This window comes from Mycobacterium stomatepiae, assembly GCF_010731715.1.
GTDB classification, from domain to species: domain Bacteria; phylum Actinomycetota; class Actinomycetes; order Mycobacteriales; family Mycobacteriaceae; genus Mycobacterium; species Mycobacterium stomatepiae.
Window position 1 is genome coordinate 5,416,561 of record NZ_AP022587.1, and the last position, 19,996, is coordinate 5,436,556.

The 19,996-nt window shown below is 66.6% G+C and carries 14 protein-coding genes and 3 pseudogenes; 12 read left to right on the plus strand and 5 right to left on the minus strand.

All coding sequences use genetic code 11. The annotated features are described in order from the left end of the window. The first annotated feature begins 15 nt into the window (after positions 1-15). Both G6N54_RS25760 and G6N54_RS25765 read left to right on the plus strand, forming a co-directional pair. Positions 16-1,602, plus strand: a complete 1,587-nt coding sequence (locus G6N54_RS25760; protein ID WP_163793216.1) for a GMC family oxidoreductase — start codon at positions 16-18, stop codon at positions 1,600-1,602. A gap of 70 nt (positions 1,603-1,672) precedes the next feature. After that, complete coding sequence (locus tag G6N54_RS25765; protein ID WP_163793218.1) at positions 1,673-2,923, plus strand: alpha/beta hydrolase; 1,251 nt, start codon at positions 1,673-1,675, stop codon at positions 2,921-2,923. Here the strand turns inward: G6N54_RS25765 and G6N54_RS25770 are convergent. The 4 genes from G6N54_RS25770 to G6N54_RS25785 form a co-directional block, all read right to left on the minus strand. Continuing rightward, on the minus strand, positions 2,910-4,526 hold the full coding sequence (locus G6N54_RS25770; protein ID WP_163794970.1) for an ABC transporter family substrate-binding protein: 1,617 nt from the start codon (positions 4,524-4,526) through the stop codon (positions 2,910-2,912). The two genes, G6N54_RS25765 and G6N54_RS25770, sit on opposite strands and share 14 nt — an antisense overlap. A gap of 67 nt (positions 4,527-4,593) precedes the next feature. Continuing rightward, positions 4,594-6,444: a dipeptide ABC transporter ATP-binding protein gene (locus G6N54_RS25775; RefSeq protein ID WP_163793220.1), complete on the minus strand. Its 1,851-nt coding sequence runs from the start codon at positions 6,442-6,444 to the stop codon at positions 4,594-4,596. Beyond that, positions 6,441-7,382: an ABC transporter permease gene (locus G6N54_RS25780; RefSeq protein WP_163793223.1), complete on the minus strand. Its 942-nt coding sequence runs from the start codon at positions 7,380-7,382 to the stop codon at positions 6,441-6,443. The genes G6N54_RS25775 and G6N54_RS25780 overlap by 4 nt, the downstream gene beginning before the upstream one ends. Next, entirely contained in the window at positions 7,379-8,356 is a 978-nt protein-coding gene (locus tag G6N54_RS25785) for an ABC transporter permease (protein ID WP_163794971.1), read from the minus strand. Before G6N54_RS25785 ends, G6N54_RS25780 begins: the two co-directional genes overlap by 4 nt. A 175-nt stretch (positions 8,357-8,531) precedes the next feature. Here G6N54_RS25785 and G6N54_RS25790 point away from each other — a divergent pair, with 175 nt between their 5' ends. The 8 genes and pseudogenes from G6N54_RS25790 (at position 8,532) to G6N54_RS25825 (ending at position 16,546) form a co-directional block, all read left to right on the plus strand. Further along, complete coding sequence (locus tag G6N54_RS25790; RefSeq protein ID WP_163793225.1) at positions 8,532-8,876, plus strand: lsr2/espR transcriptional regulator; 345 nt, start codon at positions 8,532-8,534, stop codon at positions 8,874-8,876. Positions 8,877-8,880: 4 nt separating this feature from the next. Beyond that, positions 8,881-9,360 carry an NADH-quinone oxidoreductase subunit B family protein gene (locus G6N54_RS25795; protein WP_163793227.1) on the plus strand — a complete coding sequence of 160 codons (480 nt, stop codon included), beginning with the start codon at positions 8,881-8,883 and terminating at the stop codon, positions 9,358-9,360. Positions 9,361-9,401: 41 nt separating this feature from the next. Beyond that, positions 9,402-11,337, plus strand: a pseudogene (locus G6N54_RS25800) (proton-conducting transporter transmembrane domain-containing protein). Positions 11,338-11,342: 5 nt separating this feature from the next. Continuing rightward, positions 11,343-12,293 carry a respiratory chain complex I subunit 1 family protein gene (locus G6N54_RS25805; RefSeq protein ID WP_163793229.1) on the plus strand — a complete coding sequence of 317 codons (951 nt, stop codon included), beginning with the start codon at positions 11,343-11,345 and terminating at the stop codon, positions 12,291-12,293. A gap of 10 nt (positions 12,294-12,303) precedes the next feature. Further along, positions 12,304-12,966: a hypothetical protein gene (locus G6N54_RS25810; RefSeq protein WP_163793231.1), complete on the plus strand. Its 663-nt coding sequence runs from the start codon at positions 12,304-12,306 to the stop codon at positions 12,964-12,966. Next, positions 12,966-14,438 carry a proton-conducting transporter transmembrane domain-containing protein gene (locus G6N54_RS25815; RefSeq protein WP_163793233.1) on the plus strand — a complete coding sequence of 491 codons (1,473 nt, stop codon included), beginning with the start codon at positions 12,966-12,968 and terminating at the stop codon, positions 14,436-14,438. The genes G6N54_RS25810 and G6N54_RS25815 overlap by 1 nt, the downstream gene beginning before the upstream one ends. A gap of 47 nt (positions 14,439-14,485) precedes the next feature. Then, positions 14,486-15,907 (plus strand): annotated as a pseudogene (locus G6N54_RS25820) (hydrogenase large subunit). Between the two features lie 147 nt (positions 15,908-16,054). After that, a complete protein-coding gene (locus tag G6N54_RS25825; RefSeq protein WP_163793235.1) occupies positions 16,055-16,546 on the plus strand; it encodes a beta-class carbonic anhydrase in 492 nt (163 codons plus the stop codon). Between the two features lie 4 nt (positions 16,547-16,550). Here the strand turns inward: G6N54_RS25825 and G6N54_RS25830 are convergent, their stop codons facing one another. Further along, positions 16,551-16,940: a PaaI family thioesterase gene (locus tag G6N54_RS25830; RefSeq protein ID WP_179969262.1), complete on the minus strand. Its 390-nt coding sequence runs from the start codon at positions 16,938-16,940 to the stop codon at positions 16,551-16,553. A 187-nt stretch (positions 16,941-17,127) separates the two neighbouring features. Between G6N54_RS25830 and cysD the strand changes: the two are divergent. Beyond that, positions 17,128-18,106: pseudogene (cysD, locus tag G6N54_RS25835) on the plus strand (sulfate adenylyltransferase subunit CysD). After that, a complete protein-coding gene (gene cysC, locus G6N54_RS25840; protein ID WP_163793241.1) occupies positions 18,106-19,959 on the plus strand; it encodes an adenylyl-sulfate kinase in 1,854 nt (617 codons plus the stop codon). The pseudogene cysD and the gene cysC overlap by 1 nt, the downstream one beginning before the upstream one ends. Positions 19,960-19,996 lie beyond the last annotated feature (37 nt).

The following is a 19,996-nucleotide window of genomic DNA, read 5'->3' on the forward strand; positions in this document are numbered from 1 at the left end:
CGAGCGGGGTGCACCATGAACATTCACTGCGACTACCTGGTGGTCGGTACCGGCTCGGCCGAAGCGGTCGTGGCGAGTCGACTGAGCGCCGATCCGGCCACCTCGGTGCTCGCACTCGAGGCCGGGGCGCGCGACAAGAACAGGTTCATCCGGATCCCAGCGGCCTTCTCGAAGCTGTTCCGAAGCGAGGTCGACTGGGACTACCTGACCGAACCGCAGAAAGAGCTCGGCGGCCGCGAGATCTACTGGCCTAGAGGCAAAGCGCTCGGCGGCTCGTCGTCGATGAACGCGATGATGTGGGTGCGCGGATTTGCTGCCGACTACGACGAGTGGGCCGCGCAAGCCGGCCCGCAATGGTCCTACGCCGAGGTGCTCGGGTATTTTCGTCGCATCGAGAACGTCACCGCCGCTTGGCACTTCGTCAGCGGCGACGACAGCGGGGTGACGGGCCCGGTGCATATCTCGCGGCAACGCAGCCCACGGCCGTCGACATCGGCCTGGCTGGCCGCGGCGCGTGAGTGCGGGTATCCCGTTGCGCGGCCGAATTCTGCTCGGCCGGAAGGTTTTTGCGAGACCATCGTCACGCAATGCAGGGGTGCCCGGTGCAGCACCGCTGATGCCTACTTGAGGCCGGCGATGCGCCGCAAGAATCTCAGCGTACTCACCTGGGCCACCGTTACTCGAATCCTCTTCGACGGAACCCGGGCGGTCGGTGCGGAATTCGAGCGCGACGGTCAACCGTGCGTTGCCCACGCACGCCGCGAGGTGGTGCTCTGCGGCGGTGCCATCAACAGTCCCCAGCTGTTGATGTTGTCCGGCATCGGCGATCGGGACCACCTCACCGATCACGGCATCGACATCGTCTGCCACTCACCCGAGGTGGGGCGCAATCTGCTGGACCACCTCGTCACGCCGCTGGGGTTCGACGTCGACGGCGACAGCTTGTTCGCCGCGGAGAAGCCGAAAGAGCTGATCAACTACCTGCTGCGGCGTCGCGGCATGCTGACTTCCAACGTCGGCGAGGCATACGGTTTCGTCCGTAGCCGGCCAGAACTTGACCTCCCCGATCTCGAGCTGATCTTCGGCCCGGCACCCTTCTACGACGAGGCGCTCGGTGCGCCGGAAGGCCACGGAGTGGTATTCGGGCCCATCCTGGTCGCGCCCCAAAGTCGCGGCCAAATCACGCTGAGGTCCGCCGACCCGCACGCCAAGCCCGTGATCGAACCGCGCTACCTGTCGGATCCCGGCGGCGTGGATCGCGCCGCGATGACGGAGGGGCTGCGCATATGCGCGCGGATTGCCGACGCCCCCGCGCTAAGTGGCCTGCTCGGCTCGATCGCGCGCCCGCGAGGCTGCACCGAACTAAACGAGGCCACGCTCGAGATGGCGCTCGAAGCCTGCTCGCACACCTTGTATCACCCGCTGGGAACCTGCCGGATGGGCAGCGACGAGGCCAGCGTGGTGGATCCGCAGCTGCGGGTGCGGGGCATCGACGGGCTTCGGGTGGCCGACGCCTCGGTGATGCCCGGCACGATTCGGGGCCACACCCATGCGCCGTCGGTACTGATTGGGGAGAAGGCCGCCGACCTGATCACCGGCTGACTCGGCCGCCATCACCGCGGCAGGACCGCCGCGCTGCTGATCGCGAGCGACCCCGGCAGAATGGGCGGCGATGACCATGAACGCGAAACGGCGCCGGGTGCACGAAAGGCTTGCGGCAATGCCTGGTGTCCGGCCGGTGCGCAGGCCGATATCTCCGGGCAGTGCCGACGAATTCGATCTGTACTACGTGCGCACCGGGCGCAAGTCGGCTCACCCGCTGGTCATCATCCCGGGCGGACCGGGTGTCGCGTCGATGCGGGTCTACAAGGGACTACGGCGACGCGCGGCCCTCGCCGGTCTCGACGTCATCATGATCGAGCACCGCGGGATCGGCATGTCGCGTCATGACGATTCCGGCGCGGACCTGCCGCCCGAAGCGATCACCGTCGATCAGGTGGTCGACGACATCGCCGCCGTGCTCGACGACGCCCATGTGGACTCCGCCGTCATCTACGGCACGTCGTACGGCAGCTATGTCTCGGCGGGCTCCGGGGTTCGTCACCCCAGCCGGGTGCACGCGATGATCCTCGATTCGCCGCTGCTGTCGGGGCACGACATCGCGGCCGTGCGCGACGCCGTTCGCGGCCTGCTGTTCGACGGCGATACCCCGGAAACCGCCCGGCTGGCCCCCAAGGTGCGCAAGCTGATCGAGGACGGGGTGATTGCGGGGACCGCGGGAGAGATCGCCACCACCATCTATGCCTACGGCGGGGCCCCGCTGCTGGATCGCGAACTCGACTTGTTGCTCAGTGGCCGAATGACGGTGTGGCGGATGCTGTCCCGCTTCTCCGGTGTCGTCGGTCTCAACGTCGCGTACCGCCACGAAATCGATCTGGTCAGCCGCATCGCGTTCCGTGAACTCAACTACGGAGCCGAACCCGACGGCCTGCCGCTCGATCCGGCCGTGGCATTACGCGAAATCATCAGCGATACCGATGCTTTCGAGGAAGAGCCGTACGATCTGGTGGCCGAGATGCCCAAGTTCACCTGGCCCACGGTGGTGATATCCGGCGGGCGTGATCTGGTGACACCGCGGGCGGTGGCGGAGCGGGTGGCAGCGCTGGTGCCGAACGCGCTGCTCTTGGCGTTGCCGACGATGGCGCACAGCGCGCTGGACTTTCGCGAGTCTGCCGCACTGGTCATCGCCGAGGCGGTGTGCCGCGGCGAGATCGACGATCTCGCCGGTCGGGGACTGGCGCTGGACGCGCTACCGGCTCGTCCGGCGATGCGCCTGCTGTGGAAAGCGGTCGAGGTGGCCACGATCGCGGAGGGTGCACTGCCGACCGTGACGCCACTGTGGCGGCGGCTCAGATCCGCATGAATCCGATTGCGGTGTAGTCGATATCGGCTAGGCCGGGTGCACCGTAGTTGGCCAAATCGTGCCGTACCGCCCTGTTGCCTGGCGACTGGAACAAGGGCAGGTTGAAGCCTTCTTGCCAGATCATCTCGTCGACCTGGTTGGCCAAAGCCCGCGCCTTGTCCTGGTCGAGCTCGGACAAGGTCTCGGCGATCTTCGCATCGATCGCGGCGTTGCCGATCCTGCCGAAGTTGCTGTCACCGTCCGAGGTGTAGATCTGGGGGAGGGCCGATAGCGGGAAAGCGTTTCCCTCCCAGCCGAATTGGGCGATATCGAAGTCGCCGACGCCAACGTATTGGCTGAAAAAACCGCTGCCGGCCTTGAGGTCCAGCACCAGCTTCACCCCGATCTGCGCGAGGCTGTTCTGCGCGACCATGGCGATCTGCCGGTTGGACGCCGCGTCGAAGAGTACGTCGCGAACGACGAGCTGCTTGCCGTCCTTCTCCCGCACCGCCCCGTTCAGCTTCCACCCCATGGCATCCAACGCGGCACGGGCCTTATCCGGATCGTATGCGCCTGGCGCGCTGTTGTTTTGGTATCCAACCTGCCCGGCCACGTAGATGTGGTTGTTCAGCGGCGCGGGATGAGAGCTCAGGCCGTGCTGGACGACATCGACGATGGCTTGACGATCGATGCCCTGGCAGATCGCCAGTCGCAACCGCTCGTCGGCCATGATCGACCCTTCGGCGCCGTTGAACGTGAAGTGGAACCAGGCGGGCGCCGGCGCGCGCCGGATCACGATGCCGGGTGTGCGCTGGGCAGTCACCATATCATCGAGCGTGCTGATGCCGGCGGCGTCGATTGCCTTGTTCTGCAACGCGGGAATGACCGCGGAGGCGTCGAGCACCAGGAAGGTGATCGAATCCAGCCGCGGCTTGCGACCCCACCAGCGCGGGTTGCGGGTCAGCACGATGCGCTGTGGGGTCCTGTCGATCGTGGACACGATGAACGGTCCGGCCGACGGACCGGGAGCTTCGAGCTGGCCCTTGTTGAAGACCTCCGGGTTGGCTGTCATGCTGCGCGGTTGTATCCCGCCGGCGAACATCCCCCGCCATTCGGCGTACGGATCGGAGAAGGTGACCACCGCTTGCCGGTCGTCGACACCTCTGGTCACCGATTTCACGCGCTCGAATCCGGCCCGGCTGGCGATCAAGAACTTCTTGTCGCGGCCGTTGCACGCGTCAACCTCCGACTTGAGGTCTTCCCACGTGATCGGCGTGCCGTCGCTCCACGCCGCTTTCGGATTGATTGTGTACGTGACGGTTTGGGGGTTGGTGCCGGTCAGCTCGGCGCCGGTGAAGTAGTCGGTGTTGAGCTTCAGCTCCCCATCCGCCTGGGTCATGAACGCGCCGGGCAGCGTGGCCCCCAGCACCGCGGCGGTGTCGGAGGTATTGCCGTCGATGTTCAACTCGTTGAAGTTGTCCGGGAACTCCGTCAGTGGGAGTCGCAGGTTGCCACCGTCTTGCAGGGTCGCGGGGTCTTGCGGGTTCATGTCGCTGCTGGCGCCGACTTGGGCGGCGTGGGTCTCCGGCAGGTCCTGATAGCCACTCGAACACCCGGTGACCATCACCGCGAATGCCAACGCCAGCACCGCGAGCCTGCGGGCCGTGGGCGTCTGCGTCACCTCGACGATGTTAATCGGCGCCGCCTTCGGGGTGCGCCCGCGGAACGGCGTTGAGGAGTCGCCGGGTGTACTCGTGCCGTGGATTGGTGAAGACCTCGTCGCCGTCGCCCTGCTCGACGATGGCGCCCCGGTACAGCACTACCACCTGGTGTGCAAGGTGTTTCACGACCGAGAGGTCATGTGAGACAAATAGAAACGATAGGTTGAACTGCTCCTGCAGGTCGAGCAGCAGGTTGATGATCCCGGCCTGGATCGAGACGTCGAGTGCCGACACCGGCTCGTCGAGCGCCAATATCTTGGGCTGCGATGCCAACGCCCGCGCGATACCGATGCGCTGCTTCTGTCCACCGGAGAACTCGGCGGGATAGCGCGCGGCGTCGGCATACCGCAAACCTACGATGTCGAGCAGCTCGGCGACGCGCGCGTCGGTGTCGCCCTTGCGGAATCCGTTCGCCTGCAAGGGCTCGGCGATGACATCGGAAACCGGTAGTCGCGGATCCAGGGACGCCACCGGGTCTTGGAACACGACCTGAATGTCGTGCCGCAACGCGCGTCGGCCCTCGGGATTCAGGGCGGCGACGTCGGCACCGAGCACTTCGATCGAACCCGACTGGGGCGCGCTCAGTTCCAGGATCTGTTGCAGGATAGTGGATTTACCCGAACCGGATTCCCCGACGATCGCCAGCGTACGGCCCTGTTCCAGGGTGAAGCTGACGCCGTCGACTGCTCGCACCTCGCCCACTTTGCGGCGAAACACCACGCCCTTGGTCAGCGGGTAGGTCTTGCAGAGATCGACGACCCGCAGTACCGTCGCACCCTCGCCCGCGGCAGTATCGATGGCCGGCGGCTGGGTGGACACGTGGAAGAGTTCGGCCGCGGCGCGACCCGCGACGTCGTCGGTTCGGATGCAGGCGGCCCGGTGGTCTTGGGCAACGGTGACCAGAGCCGGCTCACCCGAATGACATTCGTCGATCACCAGCGGACAGCGGGACGCGAACGGGCAGGCATCTGGTACCAGCGTGGCGAGGTTGGGCGGCGCACCGGGAATCGGAACCAGCCGCGTGCCCTGCGGGGCGTCCAGCCGCGGCACCGAACCGAGCAGCCCGACCGTGTAGGGCATGCGGTGGTCGCGGTACAGATCGTCAACCTTCGCGATCTCGACCTCACGTCCGGCGTACATGACCATGGCTCGGTCGGCGAACTCCGAGACCACGCCCAGATCGTGGGTGATGATCAACACGCCCGCGCCGGTGACATCGCGCGCCGTGCGCAGCACGTCGAGTATTTGGGCCTGCACGGTCACATCCAGCGCGGTGGTGGGCTCGTCACAGATCAGCAGGTCCGGATCGTTGGCGATCGCGATCGCGATCACCACCCGCTGGCGCTCGCCGCCGGATAGTTCGTGCGGGAACGCCTTTGCGCGACGGTCCGGCTGCGCGATCCCGACCAGCTCGAGCAGCTCGACGGCCCGCGTCCGGGCGGCCGCCCGGCTGACGTCATCGTGGTGAACCCTGATGGCCTCGGCTATCTGATCCCCGACGGTGTAGACGGGAGTCAGAGCCGACATCGGGTCCTGGAACACGGTGCCGATCGTCTTCCCGCGGATCCGCGACATCGCCTGGTCATCCAGCCCGAGCAACTCCTGGCCCTGTAGCCGAACCGAGCCCGACACCTCGGCGCACTCGGGCAGCAGCCCGACTACGGCCAGCGCGGCGGTGCTCTTTCCCGAGCCCGATTCGCCGACGATGGCGAGCACTTCGCCCGGATCGATGTGGTAGCTCGCCCCGCGCACGGCGGGCACCCGCGCATCCCCGGTGTCGAAGGTGACGCCGAGGTCCGTCACCTCCAGCAGTGCTGTCACCGCGGCCGCCCAACGCGCTTTTTCCGGCGAGCCGGCTTCGCGCTCGGGTCGATGGCGTCGCGCAATCCGTCGCCGGCGAGGTTGGCGCACAACACAATCAATATCAACGCCGAGCCCGGGAACAGGAAGACCCAGGGAAATGTGGTCACCGAAGGAGTGCCCTCGGCGATCAGCGTGCCGAGCGAGACGTCCGGTGGCTGAACGCCGAATCCCAAGAAGCTCAACCCGGTTTCGGCCAGGATCGCGAAACCGACGTTGAGCGTCGCGTCGATGATCAGGATCGAGGCGACGTTCGGGACGATGTGATGCATGATCACCCGTCGGCTCGACACTCCCATATACCGTGCCGCGCGGACGAATTCGCGTTCACGCAGGCTCATCGTCAGGCCGCGTACCATCCGGGAGCTGACCATCCAGCCGAATGCCGCGAGGAGCACGATGAGCCACAGAATGCTGTTCGATTGCTTGGTGCGCGGAGTGACAATGGCAATCAGCAGGAAGCTGGGCACCACGAGCAGCAGGTCCACCAGCCACATCAGCGCACGATCGCGCCAGCCACCGAAATAGCCGGCAATCGATCCGACGGTGGCGGCGATGGTGGTCGAGATCACCGCCACGCACACGCCGATCAGCAGCGACTTCTGCATGCCGCACAGGGTGCGGGCCAGTAGGTCCTGGCCCAGCGCGTTGGTGCCGAACCAGTGTCGCGTCGACGGTGGCTGCAGCAGCGCGTGCAGATCCAGCTCGGTGTAGTTGTGCGGCAACAGCGGCGGCAATGCGTAGCAGCCGATGAAGGCCAGCGCCAGCGCAATCAACGCCGCCGCCGCGGTCCTATTGCGAAAGAAGCGGCGAACCAGCAGATTTCGGCGCGACGTGAACGTGGCGACCGGGTGGACGCCCGAGCGCACCGGTGCGCTTTCGGTAGCCTCGGGACTCATGTGACCCGCACCCTTGGATCCAGTGCCGCGTAGATGACGTCGGACAACAGCCCCGCCAGCAGCACGGCCGCGCCGGAGAAAAGCGTGATCGCCGCGACGACATTCGCGTCCTGGGTGGCGATTCCTGACACCACCCATTCGCCCATGCCGTGCCAGCCGAAGATCTTCTCGACGAACACCGCGCCGACAACCAGCCCGCTCACGCCGTAGGCGAACAGGGTGGCCATCGGTATGAGTGCGGTCCGCAGACCATGCTTGAACAGGGCCTGCCGGCGGGTGAGGCCCTTGGCCCGCGCGGTTCGGATGAAGTCCTCGCCGAGCACGTCGAGCATCGCATTGCGTTGGTAGCGGCTGAAACCCGCGATGGTGCCCAACGCCAGGGTGAGGGTGGGCAACACGATGTGCTGCAAGCGCCCGATGAGTTCGTCGACGGTTCCGTTGGGCGGAAGCGGCGAGGTCTCGCCGGTGTACTGGAAGATGCCCACTCCGGTGAACATGTTGACCCGCAGCGCGCCCAGAATGAGGAGACTGGCCAGCACGAACGACGGGATGCTCAACACGATCAGCGACAGCACCGTGATCGCCCGGTCGCTCAGCTGGTACTGCCGGACCGCGCCCCAGGCCCCGACGATCACGCCGATCAGCGTGCCCAGCACCGAACCGGTCACCACCAGTCGCAGGCTCACCCCGACCCGGCGCCACAGCTCCTGCGAGACCGGGTGACCGGTCACCGTCATCCCGAAGTCACCGTGGACCACGGCGGAAATCCATTGCGCGTAGCGGATGACCACCGGCTTGTCCAAGCCCAGCGCAACAGCCTTGGCGTGGATGGCCTCGGGCGGTGGCGTGGGGTGGCGCTGCACAAAACTGTCGAGCGGATGAAACGTCTGCGAGGTCAGCAGGAAAGTCAGGAAAGACGCCAGCAACAACAGGACGAGGTAATTGAGGAACCGCCGGGCGAGGTACCGGATCATGCCCGGCGGGCCTGCCTGCATCGCATTGGGACAGGTTAGCGAGATGAGGGCGGGTCGGCGTGGATGGCGGTGCGCCGGTCGCGTCGACCACCGTTCGGCAGGGCCAACAGCCAGGGGGTATGATGAATTCTTCAACTGATCAACTGTAGGAATAGTGAAGTCTTCAGGAGCAAAGGTGGAATCGAAGCCCCTTTACAAGCTCAAAGCCGATTTCTTCAAGACGCTCGGGCACCCGGCGCGCATCAGAATTCTCGAGCTGCTGGTGGAACGGGACCGCTCGGTCGGGGAGTTGTTGGTGTCCGACGTCGGACTCGAGGCGTCGAACCTATCCCAGCAGCTGGCGGTGTTGCGTCGCGCGGGAGTTGTCGTCGCGGACCGGGACGGCAATGTCGTGACCTATTCGATCGCCTCGCCCGATATCGCCGAGCTGCTCGCGGTGGCGCGCCAGGCCCTGGCCAGAGTGCTTACCGATCGCGTCGCGGTGCTAGAAGACCTGCGCGCCGGCCCCACGGCCAATTAACGCCATGGGTTGGCTCGCCAAAATCCTTCGCGTCGGCCGGATCGTGGAGCCCGCGGCGCCGGCCCCGCCGTCGGCAATAGAACCGCCCGCCGGAGTGAGAGGTTCGCTGCAGATCCGGCATGTCGACGCGGGTTCGTGCAACGGATGCGAGGTGGAGATTTCGGGTGTGTTCGGGCCGGTGTACGACGCGGAGCGGTTTGGGGCACGGCTCGTGGCCTCGCCCCGGCACGCCGATGCACTACTGGTGACCGGGGTGGTCACGCGCAACATGGCCGACCCGCTGCGCAACACCCTCGCGGCCACGCCACGCCCGCGGGTGGTGATCGCATGCGGCGATTGCGCCCTGAACCGAGGGGTGTTCGCGGATGCATACGCGGTCGCGGGTTCGGTGGGCGAGGTGGTACCGGTCGACGTCGAGATTGCGGGATGCCCGCCCACCCCCACCGAGATCATCGCGGCCCTGCGATCGGTGACGGGGAAGTGACGATCACCATCTCGGCTGTTTCCGCAACGTCGACCCCAAAGATGTTGCCACGATTAGGTTTCGCTCCGACCATCTGCGGGTTGGTTACGTGCGGTGTCGGCATCGTCGGGGTGTGGCTGGGCCTGCAAGGCATGTTCGGATCGCTACGTCCGGTAGTTATCGACTGGCTCCTTCCGCTGTCCGGCGTGCGGATCGAACTCGACCCACTGGGCGGCTTCTTTGTGGCGCTCGCGGGCGCGGTAGCCGTCCCGGTGGGCTGCTATGCGATCGGGTACGCCAGGCGTGAGCAGCTGAGCTGGGTCACGCTGGCGGTGCTGCCGGTGTTCGTCGCCGCGATGGAGCTGGCGCCGGCCGCGGGATCGGTGACGACCTTTCTGCTGGCGTGGGAGTTGATGGCGATCACGTCGCTCGCACTGGTGCTGTCGGAGGACACCCGCCCGCCGGTCCGCTCGGCGGGTTTGTCGTACGCGGTGATGACCCAGCTCGGGTTCGTCGCGATTCTGGTCGGGTTGATGGTGTTGTCGGCGGCCGGCGGATCGGACCGGCTCGCCGACATTGCCGGCGTGTCCGGCGGGGCTCGCACCGCGGTATTCGTGCTGACGTTCGTCGGCTTCGGGTCGAAGGCGGGATTGGTGCCGCTGCACGCCTGGTTGCCGCGGGCCCATCCCGAGGCTCCCAGCCCGGTGTCGGCGTTGATGAGCGCGGCGATGGTCAACCTGGGGATCTATGGCATCGTTCGCTTCGATCTGCGGTTGCTCGGGCCCGGCCCCTGCTGGTGGGGGCTTGCGCTGATGGCAGTCGGCGCGATATCGGCGCTCTACGGTGTGCTGCAGGCCTCGGTGGCGACCGACGTCAAACGGCTGCTGGCGTATTCGACGACTGAGAACATGGGCCTGATCACGTTGGCGCTCGGCGCGGCAACGCTTTTCGTGGACGCCGGCGCCTACGGTCCGGCGACGATTGCCGCGGCCGCCGCGGTGGTGCATCTGATGGCGCACGCGGCGTTCAAGAGCCTGGGGTTCCTGGCGGCCGGATCGGTGCTGGCGGCCACGCACCTGCGAGACCTCGACCTGCTCGGCGGACTGGCCCGCCGGATGCCGATTACCACCGCGTTCTTCGGCGTGGCCGCGCTGGGTGCGTGTGGGCTGCCGCTCGGTGCCGGTTTTGTCGGTGAGTGGCTGCTGGTTCAGTCCCTGATCCATGCCGCCCCGGGACACGATCCGATGGTGGCGCTGACGACGCCATTGGCGGTCGGCGTGGTCGCACTCGCCACCGGTCTGAGTGTGGCGGCGATGGTCAAGGCCTTCGGGATCGGGTTCTTCGCCCGTCCCCGCTCCACGCATGCTGGTCGGCGCGCACGAGGCGCCGACCAGCATGCGCGTCGGCATGGCGGCCGCCGCTGGCGCCTGCCTGATACTGGCGGTGGCACCGGGGCTCGTCGCCCCGATAGTGCGGCAGACCGTCGCAACGCTGCCGTTCGCCCACGCTGTCGAGTTCACTGACTTCGGCACCGTGGTGCGGCTGCCGGGGGTGGCAGGTTCGATCGCGCCCGGCGTGATCGCCGCCGGTGTGGTCGGCGCGGCGCTGGTGGCGTCCGGGCTGGGCTGGCTGCGTTCCCGGCGCCGCCCCACACCGGTCGTGCTGCCGCTATGGGCTTGCGGCGCGGACGATCTCACCGAGCGGATGCAATACACGGCCACGTCCTTCGCCGAGCCGCTGCAGCGGGTCTTCGATGATGTACTGCGTCCCGATACCGATATCGAGGTCACCCAGACGGTCGAGTCACGGTTCAATCCCGATCGGATCATTTACCGGACCGCGATCACCGACGCGATCGAACAGCGTCTGTATACGCCGGTGATCGCCGCGATCGTCGCCGTGGCCGGGCTGATGCGGCGCGCCCACACCGGTAGCGTGCACCTCTACTTGGCCTACGGTGCGCTGGGCGTGCTGATCGTGCTGGTGGCGGCCAAGTGAACGCGATGTCCTACGTCGCAGGGGCGGCTCAGCTTGGCGTGGTCACGGTGGGCGGGCCGATGGTGGTCGGTGTGACGCGGCAAGTGCGGGCCCGCTGGGAGGGACGAGCAGGCGGTGGCGTGCTGCAACCGTACCGTGATCTGCTCAAACAACTTGGTAAGCAACAGATCACGCCAATGGGAACGACGATTGTGTTCGCCGCCGTACCCGCAATTGTGGCCGGCACCACCCTTTTGATCGCGGCGATCGCGCCGATCGTCGCTACCGGGTCGCCGCTGGATGCCAGCGCCGATTTGTTCGCGGTGGTCGGGCTGCTTTTTCTGGGCACCGTTGCGCTCACCCTTGCCGGCATCGACACGGGAACCTCGTTCGGTGGTATGGGGGCAAGCCGCGAGATCACCATCGCGGCCTTGGTTGAGCCGACGATCCTGCTCGCGGTGTTCGCGCTGTCCATTCCGGCCGGCTCATCCAATCTTGGTGCGCTGGTGACGAACACGATCGCGCATCCCAGTAACGTCATCTCTTTGACCGCTGTGCTCGCCTTTGTCGCGCTGGCGATCGTCATCGTCGCCGAGACCGGACGGCTGCCGGTCGACAACCCAGCGACCCACCTGGAATTGACGATGGTGCACGAGGCGATGGTCCTCGAATACGCCGGTCCTCGGTTGGCGTTGGTCGAATGGGCGTCGGGGATGCGACTGACGGTTCTGCTGGCGCTGCTGGCAAACCTGTTCCTGCCGTGGGGGATTGCCGGAGCCGCGCCCACCGTGCTTCAGGTGTTGGCGGCTGTCGCGGCGATTGTGGCCAAGGTGGCGATTCTCGCCGCTTTGCTCGCGACGTTCGAGGTGTTCATCGCCAAACTCAGACTTTTCCGGGTGCCCGAACTGTTGGCGGGTTCGTTCCTGCTGGCCCTGCTCGCGGTCACCGCCGCCAACTTCTTCACGGTCCGCACGTGAGGGCGCAGTGATGACCGACGCCAACTTCTCGACCCTGGTCGACTTCGCCGCGGGCGGGCTCGTGCTGGCCGCTGTCTTGATCGTCTGGCGCCGCGAGCTGCCCGCCATCGTGCATCTGCTGGCCTGGCAGGGCCTGGCGCTGACCGCGATCCCGGCGTTGCGCGGGATCCATGACCACGATGCCGCACTGATCGGAGTCGCCGTCGCCGTACTGGCGTTACGCGTGGTGGTGTTGCCGTGGTTGCTCGCCCGCGTGGTGGGTGCCGAAGCCACCGCGCGGCGCGAGGCCACCCCGCTGATCAACACCACCAGCTCGCTGCTGATTGCCGGCGGATTGACCGTCGCCGCGTTTGCGGTCACCCAACCCGTGGTCGACCTGGATCCCGGCCCCAGCACCACCGCCGTGCCGGCCGCGTTCGCGGTGGTGCTGATCGCACTTTTCGTGTTGACCACTCGGCGCCACGCGGTCTCGCAAGCCGCCGGATTCCTGATGCTGGACAACGGGATTGCCGCAACAGCGTTCCTGCTCACCGCGGGAGTGCCGTTGATCGTCGAACTCGGCGCCTCGCTGGATGTGCTCTTGGCCGTCATCGTGATCGGCGTGCTGACCGGCCGGCTGCGACACACTTTCGGCGATGCCGACTTGGACAAGCTGCAGGAGCTGCGCGACTGATGACCGTGCTGCTAATGACCGCGATCCTCGCGCCACTGGTCGCGTCGATCGCCACCCTGGCCGCCGGATGGCGGCACGCGACCGCGGCGCTGACAGTCCTGTCCGCGGTCACCGTATTGGGATGCGGTGCGGCATTGGGATTTCGGGTCGGGTCCGGTAGCCAGTTCGCGCTCGGCGGGCTGCTGCGTGCCGACGCGCTCACGGTGACGATGCTCATCGTCATCGGGGTGGTCGGCACGCTGGCCACGTCGGCGAGCGTTTCTTACATCGACACCGAGCTCGCGCGCACCCACATCGATGGACATGGCGCCCGTCTGTACGGGGTACTGACGCCTGCGTTTTTGGCTGCGATGGTTCTCGCGGTGTGCGCCAACAACATTGGCGTGGTGTGGGTGGCGATCGAGGCCACCACGGTGATCACCGCCTTCCTGGTGGGACACCGCCGTACCCGCACCGCGCTGGAAGCGACCTGGAAGTACGTCGTGATCTGCTCGGTCGGCATCGCCGTCGCATTCCTGGGGACCGTGCTGCTCTACTTCGCCGCACGCTCCGCCGGGGTATCCGCCGCACACGCGTTGAACCTCGACGTCCTTGCCGCGCATGCGCGCGGCCTGAATCCCGCTGTCGCTCGGCTGGCCGGTGGACTATTGCTGATTGGCTACGGCGCCAAGGCCGGACTCTTTCCGTTCCACACCTGGCTGGCCGACGCCCACAGCCAAGCCCCCGCTCCGGTGTCCGCACTGATGAGCGGGGTGCTGCTGTCGGTCGCGTTCTCGGTGCTCATCCGATTGCGGCCGATCATCGACGCCGCCGCCGGACCCACCTTCCTGCGCGGCGGGCTGCTGGCGGTCGGGTTGACGACGCTGCTGGTCGCGGCGCTGATGCTGACCGTCACCCGCGATATCAAACGGATGCTGGCGTACTCCTCGATGGAAAACATGGGCCTGATCGCGATCGCCGCGGCCGCGGGCACCACATTGGCGATCTCCGCGTTGCTGCTGCATGTGCTTGCCTACGGCGTCGCCAAGACGGTGTTGTTCCTGGCGGGCGGCCAGTTGCAGGCGGCGCACGACTCCACCGCGATCGCCGATATTACGGGCGTCATGCGACGGTCCCGGCTGATCGGCCTGTCATTCGCCACCGGCCTGATCGTGCTGCTGGGCTTGCCGCCCTTCGCGATGTTCGCCAGCGAACTGGCGATCGCGCGGTCGCTGGCCAGTGCGCGGCTGGCCTGGGTGCTGGGCGTCGCGATGCTGCTGATCGCGATCGCCTTCGCCGCTCTGGCCCGTAACTCGGGGCGCCTACTGCTGGGCGCGCCCGCGGTGGGCGCGCCGACGATTGACGTGCCGGCCACGGCCGCGACGGTCCTGATCCTCGGTGTCGCCGTCTCCACCGCCCTCGGCGTCACGGCCGGCCCGCTCACCCACCTTTTCACCGCCGCCGCCAGCAGCAACGTCGGAGCCGCACCGTGAGCCGAAGCTGGTTGCGGCACAGGGTTTCCCAGCGCGGACTCACCGAAATGGCCGAACAACTCCTAGACGATTCGTTCCGACTGGCGTTAGTCGCAGCGCACGACGACGGCGACAGTCTGCGCTTGGTCTACCTCTTTCTGGCCGGGCGTCCGGACCGCCGGGTTGAGCTCGAATGTGTTGTACCCGTGGATGATCCAAGTGTCCAATCCCTGGCATATGTATCATTTCCGGCGAGCCGATTCGAGCGCGAGATGGCGGATCTGTACGCAATTCGTCCCGTCGGCCATCCCAAACCGCGCCGCCTGGTCCGCCATGCCCACTGGCCCGACTGGCATCCGATGCGGGCCGACGCGGGGCCCGCACCCGAATTCGCCGACACCGGCGCTTTCCCCTTTCTCAACGTCGAAGGACCAGGGGTGTAAGAGATCCCGGTCGGACCCGTGCACGCCGGCCTTATCGAACCCGGCCACTTTCGTTTCTCCGTGGCAGGCGAGACCGTCGTGCGACTGAAAGCCCGGCTGTGGTTCGTGCACCGCGGGATCGAGAAACTATTCCACGGCCGCTCCGCCGTCGGGGCAACCGATCTCGCCGAACGTATTAGCGGCGATACGTCGGCCGCGCATGCCCTGGCTCACAGCCTCGCCATCGAAGACGCTCTCGGCATCGAGCTGCCCGACGAGGTGCATCGGCTTAGGGCCCTGATCGTCGAACTCGAGCGTCTTTATAACCACGCCGCCGATCTCGGTGCCTTGGCGAACGACATCGGCTACGGCATCGCCTACGCACACGCCCTGCGCATCCGCGAAAGACTGCTGCGGCTCAACGCCGACGTCACCGGCCACCGCCTGCTGCGCGGCGCCATCCACCCGGGCGGAATTGCGCTGCAAGCACTTCCCGAGCCCGAGGAGATTGCGCGACTCGACGCTGACCTGGCCGAGGTCGCCTCGCTGACGCTGGCCAACGCGGTCGCCTACGACCGCTTCGCCGGCACCGCCGTCCTGGGCTCCGAAGACGCCTCTGCCCTGGGATGTCTCGGTTATGTCGCCCGGGCCAGCGGCCTGCGTACCGACGCCCGGGTCGAGCACCCGTCCGTCGAGCTGCCCATTGCGGAAATCGGCGCGACCGAAGGCGATGTCCTCGCGCGCTACACCGTGCGGCGCGATGAGTTCGCCGCTTCGGCCGCCCTCGTTCGGCACATTGTCGAGTCACACAGCGGCCCAATCGAACACGTCGCCGCCGGACCCTCGGGTGCCCCCAGCAGCGGTGTCGGCATCGTCGAAGGTTGGCGTGGCACCATCGTGCATCGCGTCGAAATCGACGCGACCAACCGCATCACCCGCGCCAAAATCGTCGACCCCTCCTGGTTCAACTGGCCGGCGCTGCCCGTGGCGATGGCCGACACGATCGTCCCGGACTTCCCGCTGGCTAACAAAAGCTTCAACCAGTCCTACGCGGGTAACGACCTGTAGCAGTTGCACATCGGGACGCGGCGCGGCTTGCCGTCGAGTGATTAAGAGCTGGCCGAGTAAAAGTAGATGCTGCGCTGACCGAAAGCCATACGCTACTCCACCGACTGTGCAGCAAATCCATGCCGCGATGCTCCGAGGAGGCGTGCCGTGACGGTTACCGATGATTACCTGGCCCACAATTCCGACTACGCGGGCGCGTTCAACGGCCCGCTGCCCTTGCCGCCGAGCAAGCATGTCGCGGTTGTGGCATGCATGGACGCCCGGCTCGACGTCTACCGCGTCCTGGGCCTGAACGAGGGCGAGGCCCACGTCATCCGCAACGCCGGCGGAGTCGCCACCGACGACGTGATTCGCTCACTGGCGATCAGCCAACGGCTGCTGGGCACTCGGGAGATCATCCTGATCCACCACACCGATTGCGGCATGCTCACCTTCACCGACGACGACTTCAAGCGCGCCATCCAAGACGAGACGGGTGTGAAGCCGCCGTGGTCGGCCGAGGCCTTCTCGGATCTCGAGGAGGACGTCCGGCAGTCGGCGCGCCGCATCGAAAACAGCCCGTTCGTCACCCAGCATGTGTCGCTGCGCGGCTTCGTCTTCGACGTCGCCAACGGCAAGCTGCTCGAGGTCGTCCTCTAGTCCGTTAGCCCACTTTGTAAGTAGCGAGGGCCTTGGCGATCAGCCTGCCCTCCGGGTCGACGATCTCGGCCTCGCAGTTGGTCAGCGACCGCCCGCGTCGCAGCACCCGGCCCACCCCGATCACGTCGGTGGCGACGGCGGGTGCCATGAAGTCCACCGTCATCGACACCGTGACGCCGCGCAGGTCGGGGGGTGCGTCCGCGCCGCACCACGCCGCCGCCATCACGGTGAGATCGGCGAGCGTGGCGATCGCGCCGCCGTGCACCATGTCGCCGAGGGTGACGTTGGAGGGATCCCACGGCAGCCGCAGCCGTACCTCGTCGTCGGTGAGCTGATCGGCGACGATTCCCAGCTTGGCCACGAACGGCGACTGGGGCAGAAATTGCGCGATCACATCGCGCCCGCTGGGGGGAGCGGAAGAGGTGGTCATTCCTCCATGCTTTCGTACCGATCGGCCGCGGCGGAAGTCCCGGCGAGCCAACCTGACGCGATCTGTCCGATGCTGGGCTCGCGCGCCACCAGCCCGTCGGCATTGACACGGCCGGGGCGGGCTGGTTCATTGTACGTCAATGACCGTTAACATGGTCAGTTCTACCAAGATTATCCGGATAAGCGGTTGACAAGGAAGCCATGACCAGTGGTGTGACGGCAGGCCCCGCGGCCGGTCAGTACGAATTGAGCCATCTGCGCTCGTTGGAGGCGGAGGCCATCCACATCATCCGTGAGGTCGCCGCGGAGTTCGAGCGGCCGGTGCTGCTGTTCTCCGGCGGCAAGGACTCCATCGTGATGCTCTACCTGGCGCTCAAGGCGTTCCGCCCGGGGCGGCTGCCGTTCCCGGTCATGCATGTCGACACCGGCCACAACTTCGACGAGGTGATCGCGACCCGCGACGAACTCGTCGAGGAGTTCGGGGTTCGCCTGGTGGTGGCGTCGGTGCAGGAAGACATCGACGCCGGCCGGGTCGTCGAGACCATCCCCTCGCGCAACCCGATTCAGACCGTGACACTGCTGCGGGCCATCCGGGAGAACAAGTTCGACGCCGCGTTCGGCGGGGCGCGCCGCGACGAGGAGAAGGCGCGCGCCAAGGAGCGCGTGTTCAGCTTCCGCGACGAGTTCGGCCAGTGGGATCCCAAGGCGCAGCGGCCCGAGCTGTGGAACCTCTACAACGGCCGCCACCACAAGGGCGAGCACATCCGGGTATTCCCGCTGTCGAACTGGACCGAGTTCGACATCTGGTCCTACATCGGCGCCGAGAAGGTCAAGTTGCCGCCGATCTATTACGCCCACCGGCGCAAGGTCTTCGAGCGCGACGGGATGCTGCTGGCGATGCACCGCCACATGCAGCCGCGCGCCGACGAGCAGGTGGTGGAGAAGACGGTGCGGTTCCGCACGGTCGGCGACGTCACCTGCACCGGGTGTGTCGAATCGGAGGCCGCCACGGTTTCGGAGGTCATCGCCGAAACCGCGGTGTCCCGGCTCACCGAGCGCGGGGCCACCCGCGCCGACGACCGCATCTCAGAGGCTGGAATGGAAGACCGGAAACGGCAGGGTTACTTCTGATGGCTGCTCCAACAACGCTGCTCCGCATCGCAACTGCCGGGTCGGTCGACGACGGCAAGTCCACCCTGATCGGGCGGCTGCTGTACGACTCCAAGGCCGTGATGGAAGACCAGTGGGCCGCGGTCGAAAAGACGTCCAAGGAACGCGGCCACGACTACACCGACCTCGCGCTGGTCACCGACGGCCTGCGGGCCGAGCGTGAACAGGGCATCACGATCGACGTCGCCTACCGCTACTTCGCCACTCCCAGGCGGAAATTCATCATCGCCGACACCCCGGGCCACATTCAGTACACCCGCAACATGGTGACCGGCGCGTCGACCGCCCAGCTGGTGATCGTGCTCGTCGATGCCCGCCAGGGCCTGCTCGAGCAGTCCCGCCGGCACGCCTTCCTGGCGTCGCTGCTGGGCATTCAGCACATCGTGTTGGCGGTCAACAAGATGGACCTGATCGACTGGGACAAAGCGACGTTCGACGCGATCAAGGATGAATTCCACGCCTTCGCCGCACGTTTGGACGTGCAGGACGTGGCCACCATCCCGCTGTCCGCGCTGCACGGCGACAACGTGGTGACCAAGTCGGACAAGACGCCCTGGTATGAGGGGCCGGCGCTGCTCTCGCACCTCGAAGAGGTGTACATCGCCGGTGACCGCAACCTGGTCGACGTCCGGTTCCCGGTCCAGTACGTGATCCGGCCGCAGACCCACGAGCACCACGACCACCGCAGCTACGCCGGCACGGTGGCCAGCGGAGTGATGCGTCCCGGTGACGAGGTGGTGGTGCTCCCGGTCGGCAAGATCAGCCGGATCACCGCGATCGAGGGCCCGAACGGTCCTGTGGAGGAAGCGTTTCCGCCGATGGCCGTCTCGGTGAGCCTGGCCGACGACATCGACATTTCGCGCGGCGACATGATCGCTCGAACCAATAACCAGCCCAGGGTCGCACAAGAATTCGACGCGACCGTGTGCTGGATGGCCGACGGCGCGGCGCTCGAGCCCGGGCGTGACTACGTCATCAAGCACACCACCCGCACCACCCGGGCGCGGGTCACCGCTCTCGATTACCGGCTCGACGTCAACACCCTGCACCGGGACAAGAGCGCAACGGCGTTGAAGCTCAACGAACTTGGCCGCATAACGCTGCGCACCCAGGTGCCGTTGCTGCTCGACGAATACACCCGCAACGCCAGCACGGGTTCGTTCATCCTGATCGACCCGAATACCAACGGCACGGTGGCGGCGGGCATGGTGCTGCGCGACGTCACGGCGCAGAAGGCAAGCCCGAACACCGTGCGGCACGAGTCGCTGGTCACCTCCGAAGACCGGGCGGCCCGCGGCCGCACGGTGTGGCTCACCGGCCTGTCGGGTGCGGGTAAATCGTCGGTGGCCATGCTGGTCGAGCAGAAGCTGCTCGAAAAGGGAACGCCCGCTTACGTTCTCGACGGCGACAACCTGCGGCACGGCCTGAATGCCGACCTCGGCTTTTCGATGGCCGACCGGGCAGAGAACATGCGCCGGCTGGCGCACGTCGCGACGCTGCTCGCCGACTCCGGCCAGACCGTGCTGGTGCCCGCGATCAGTCCGCTGGCCGAACACCGCGAGATGGCTCGTAAAGTGCACGCCGACGCCGGGTTTGAGTTCTTCGAAGTGTTCTGCGATACCCCGCTCTCCGAGTGTGAGGCGCGTGATCCCAAGGGGCTGTATGCCAAAGCCCGTGCGGGCGAAATCACGCATTTCACCGGCGTCGACAGTCCGTATCAGCGGCCGAAAAATCCGGATCTGCGGCTGATCCCGGACCGCTCGCTCGAGGAAATGGCGCAGAGCGTCATCGAGATGCTGGAGTTGGGCGCCTAGCCCACAGACCCAAGCGCTCGCGTCGTCACCGCGCCGA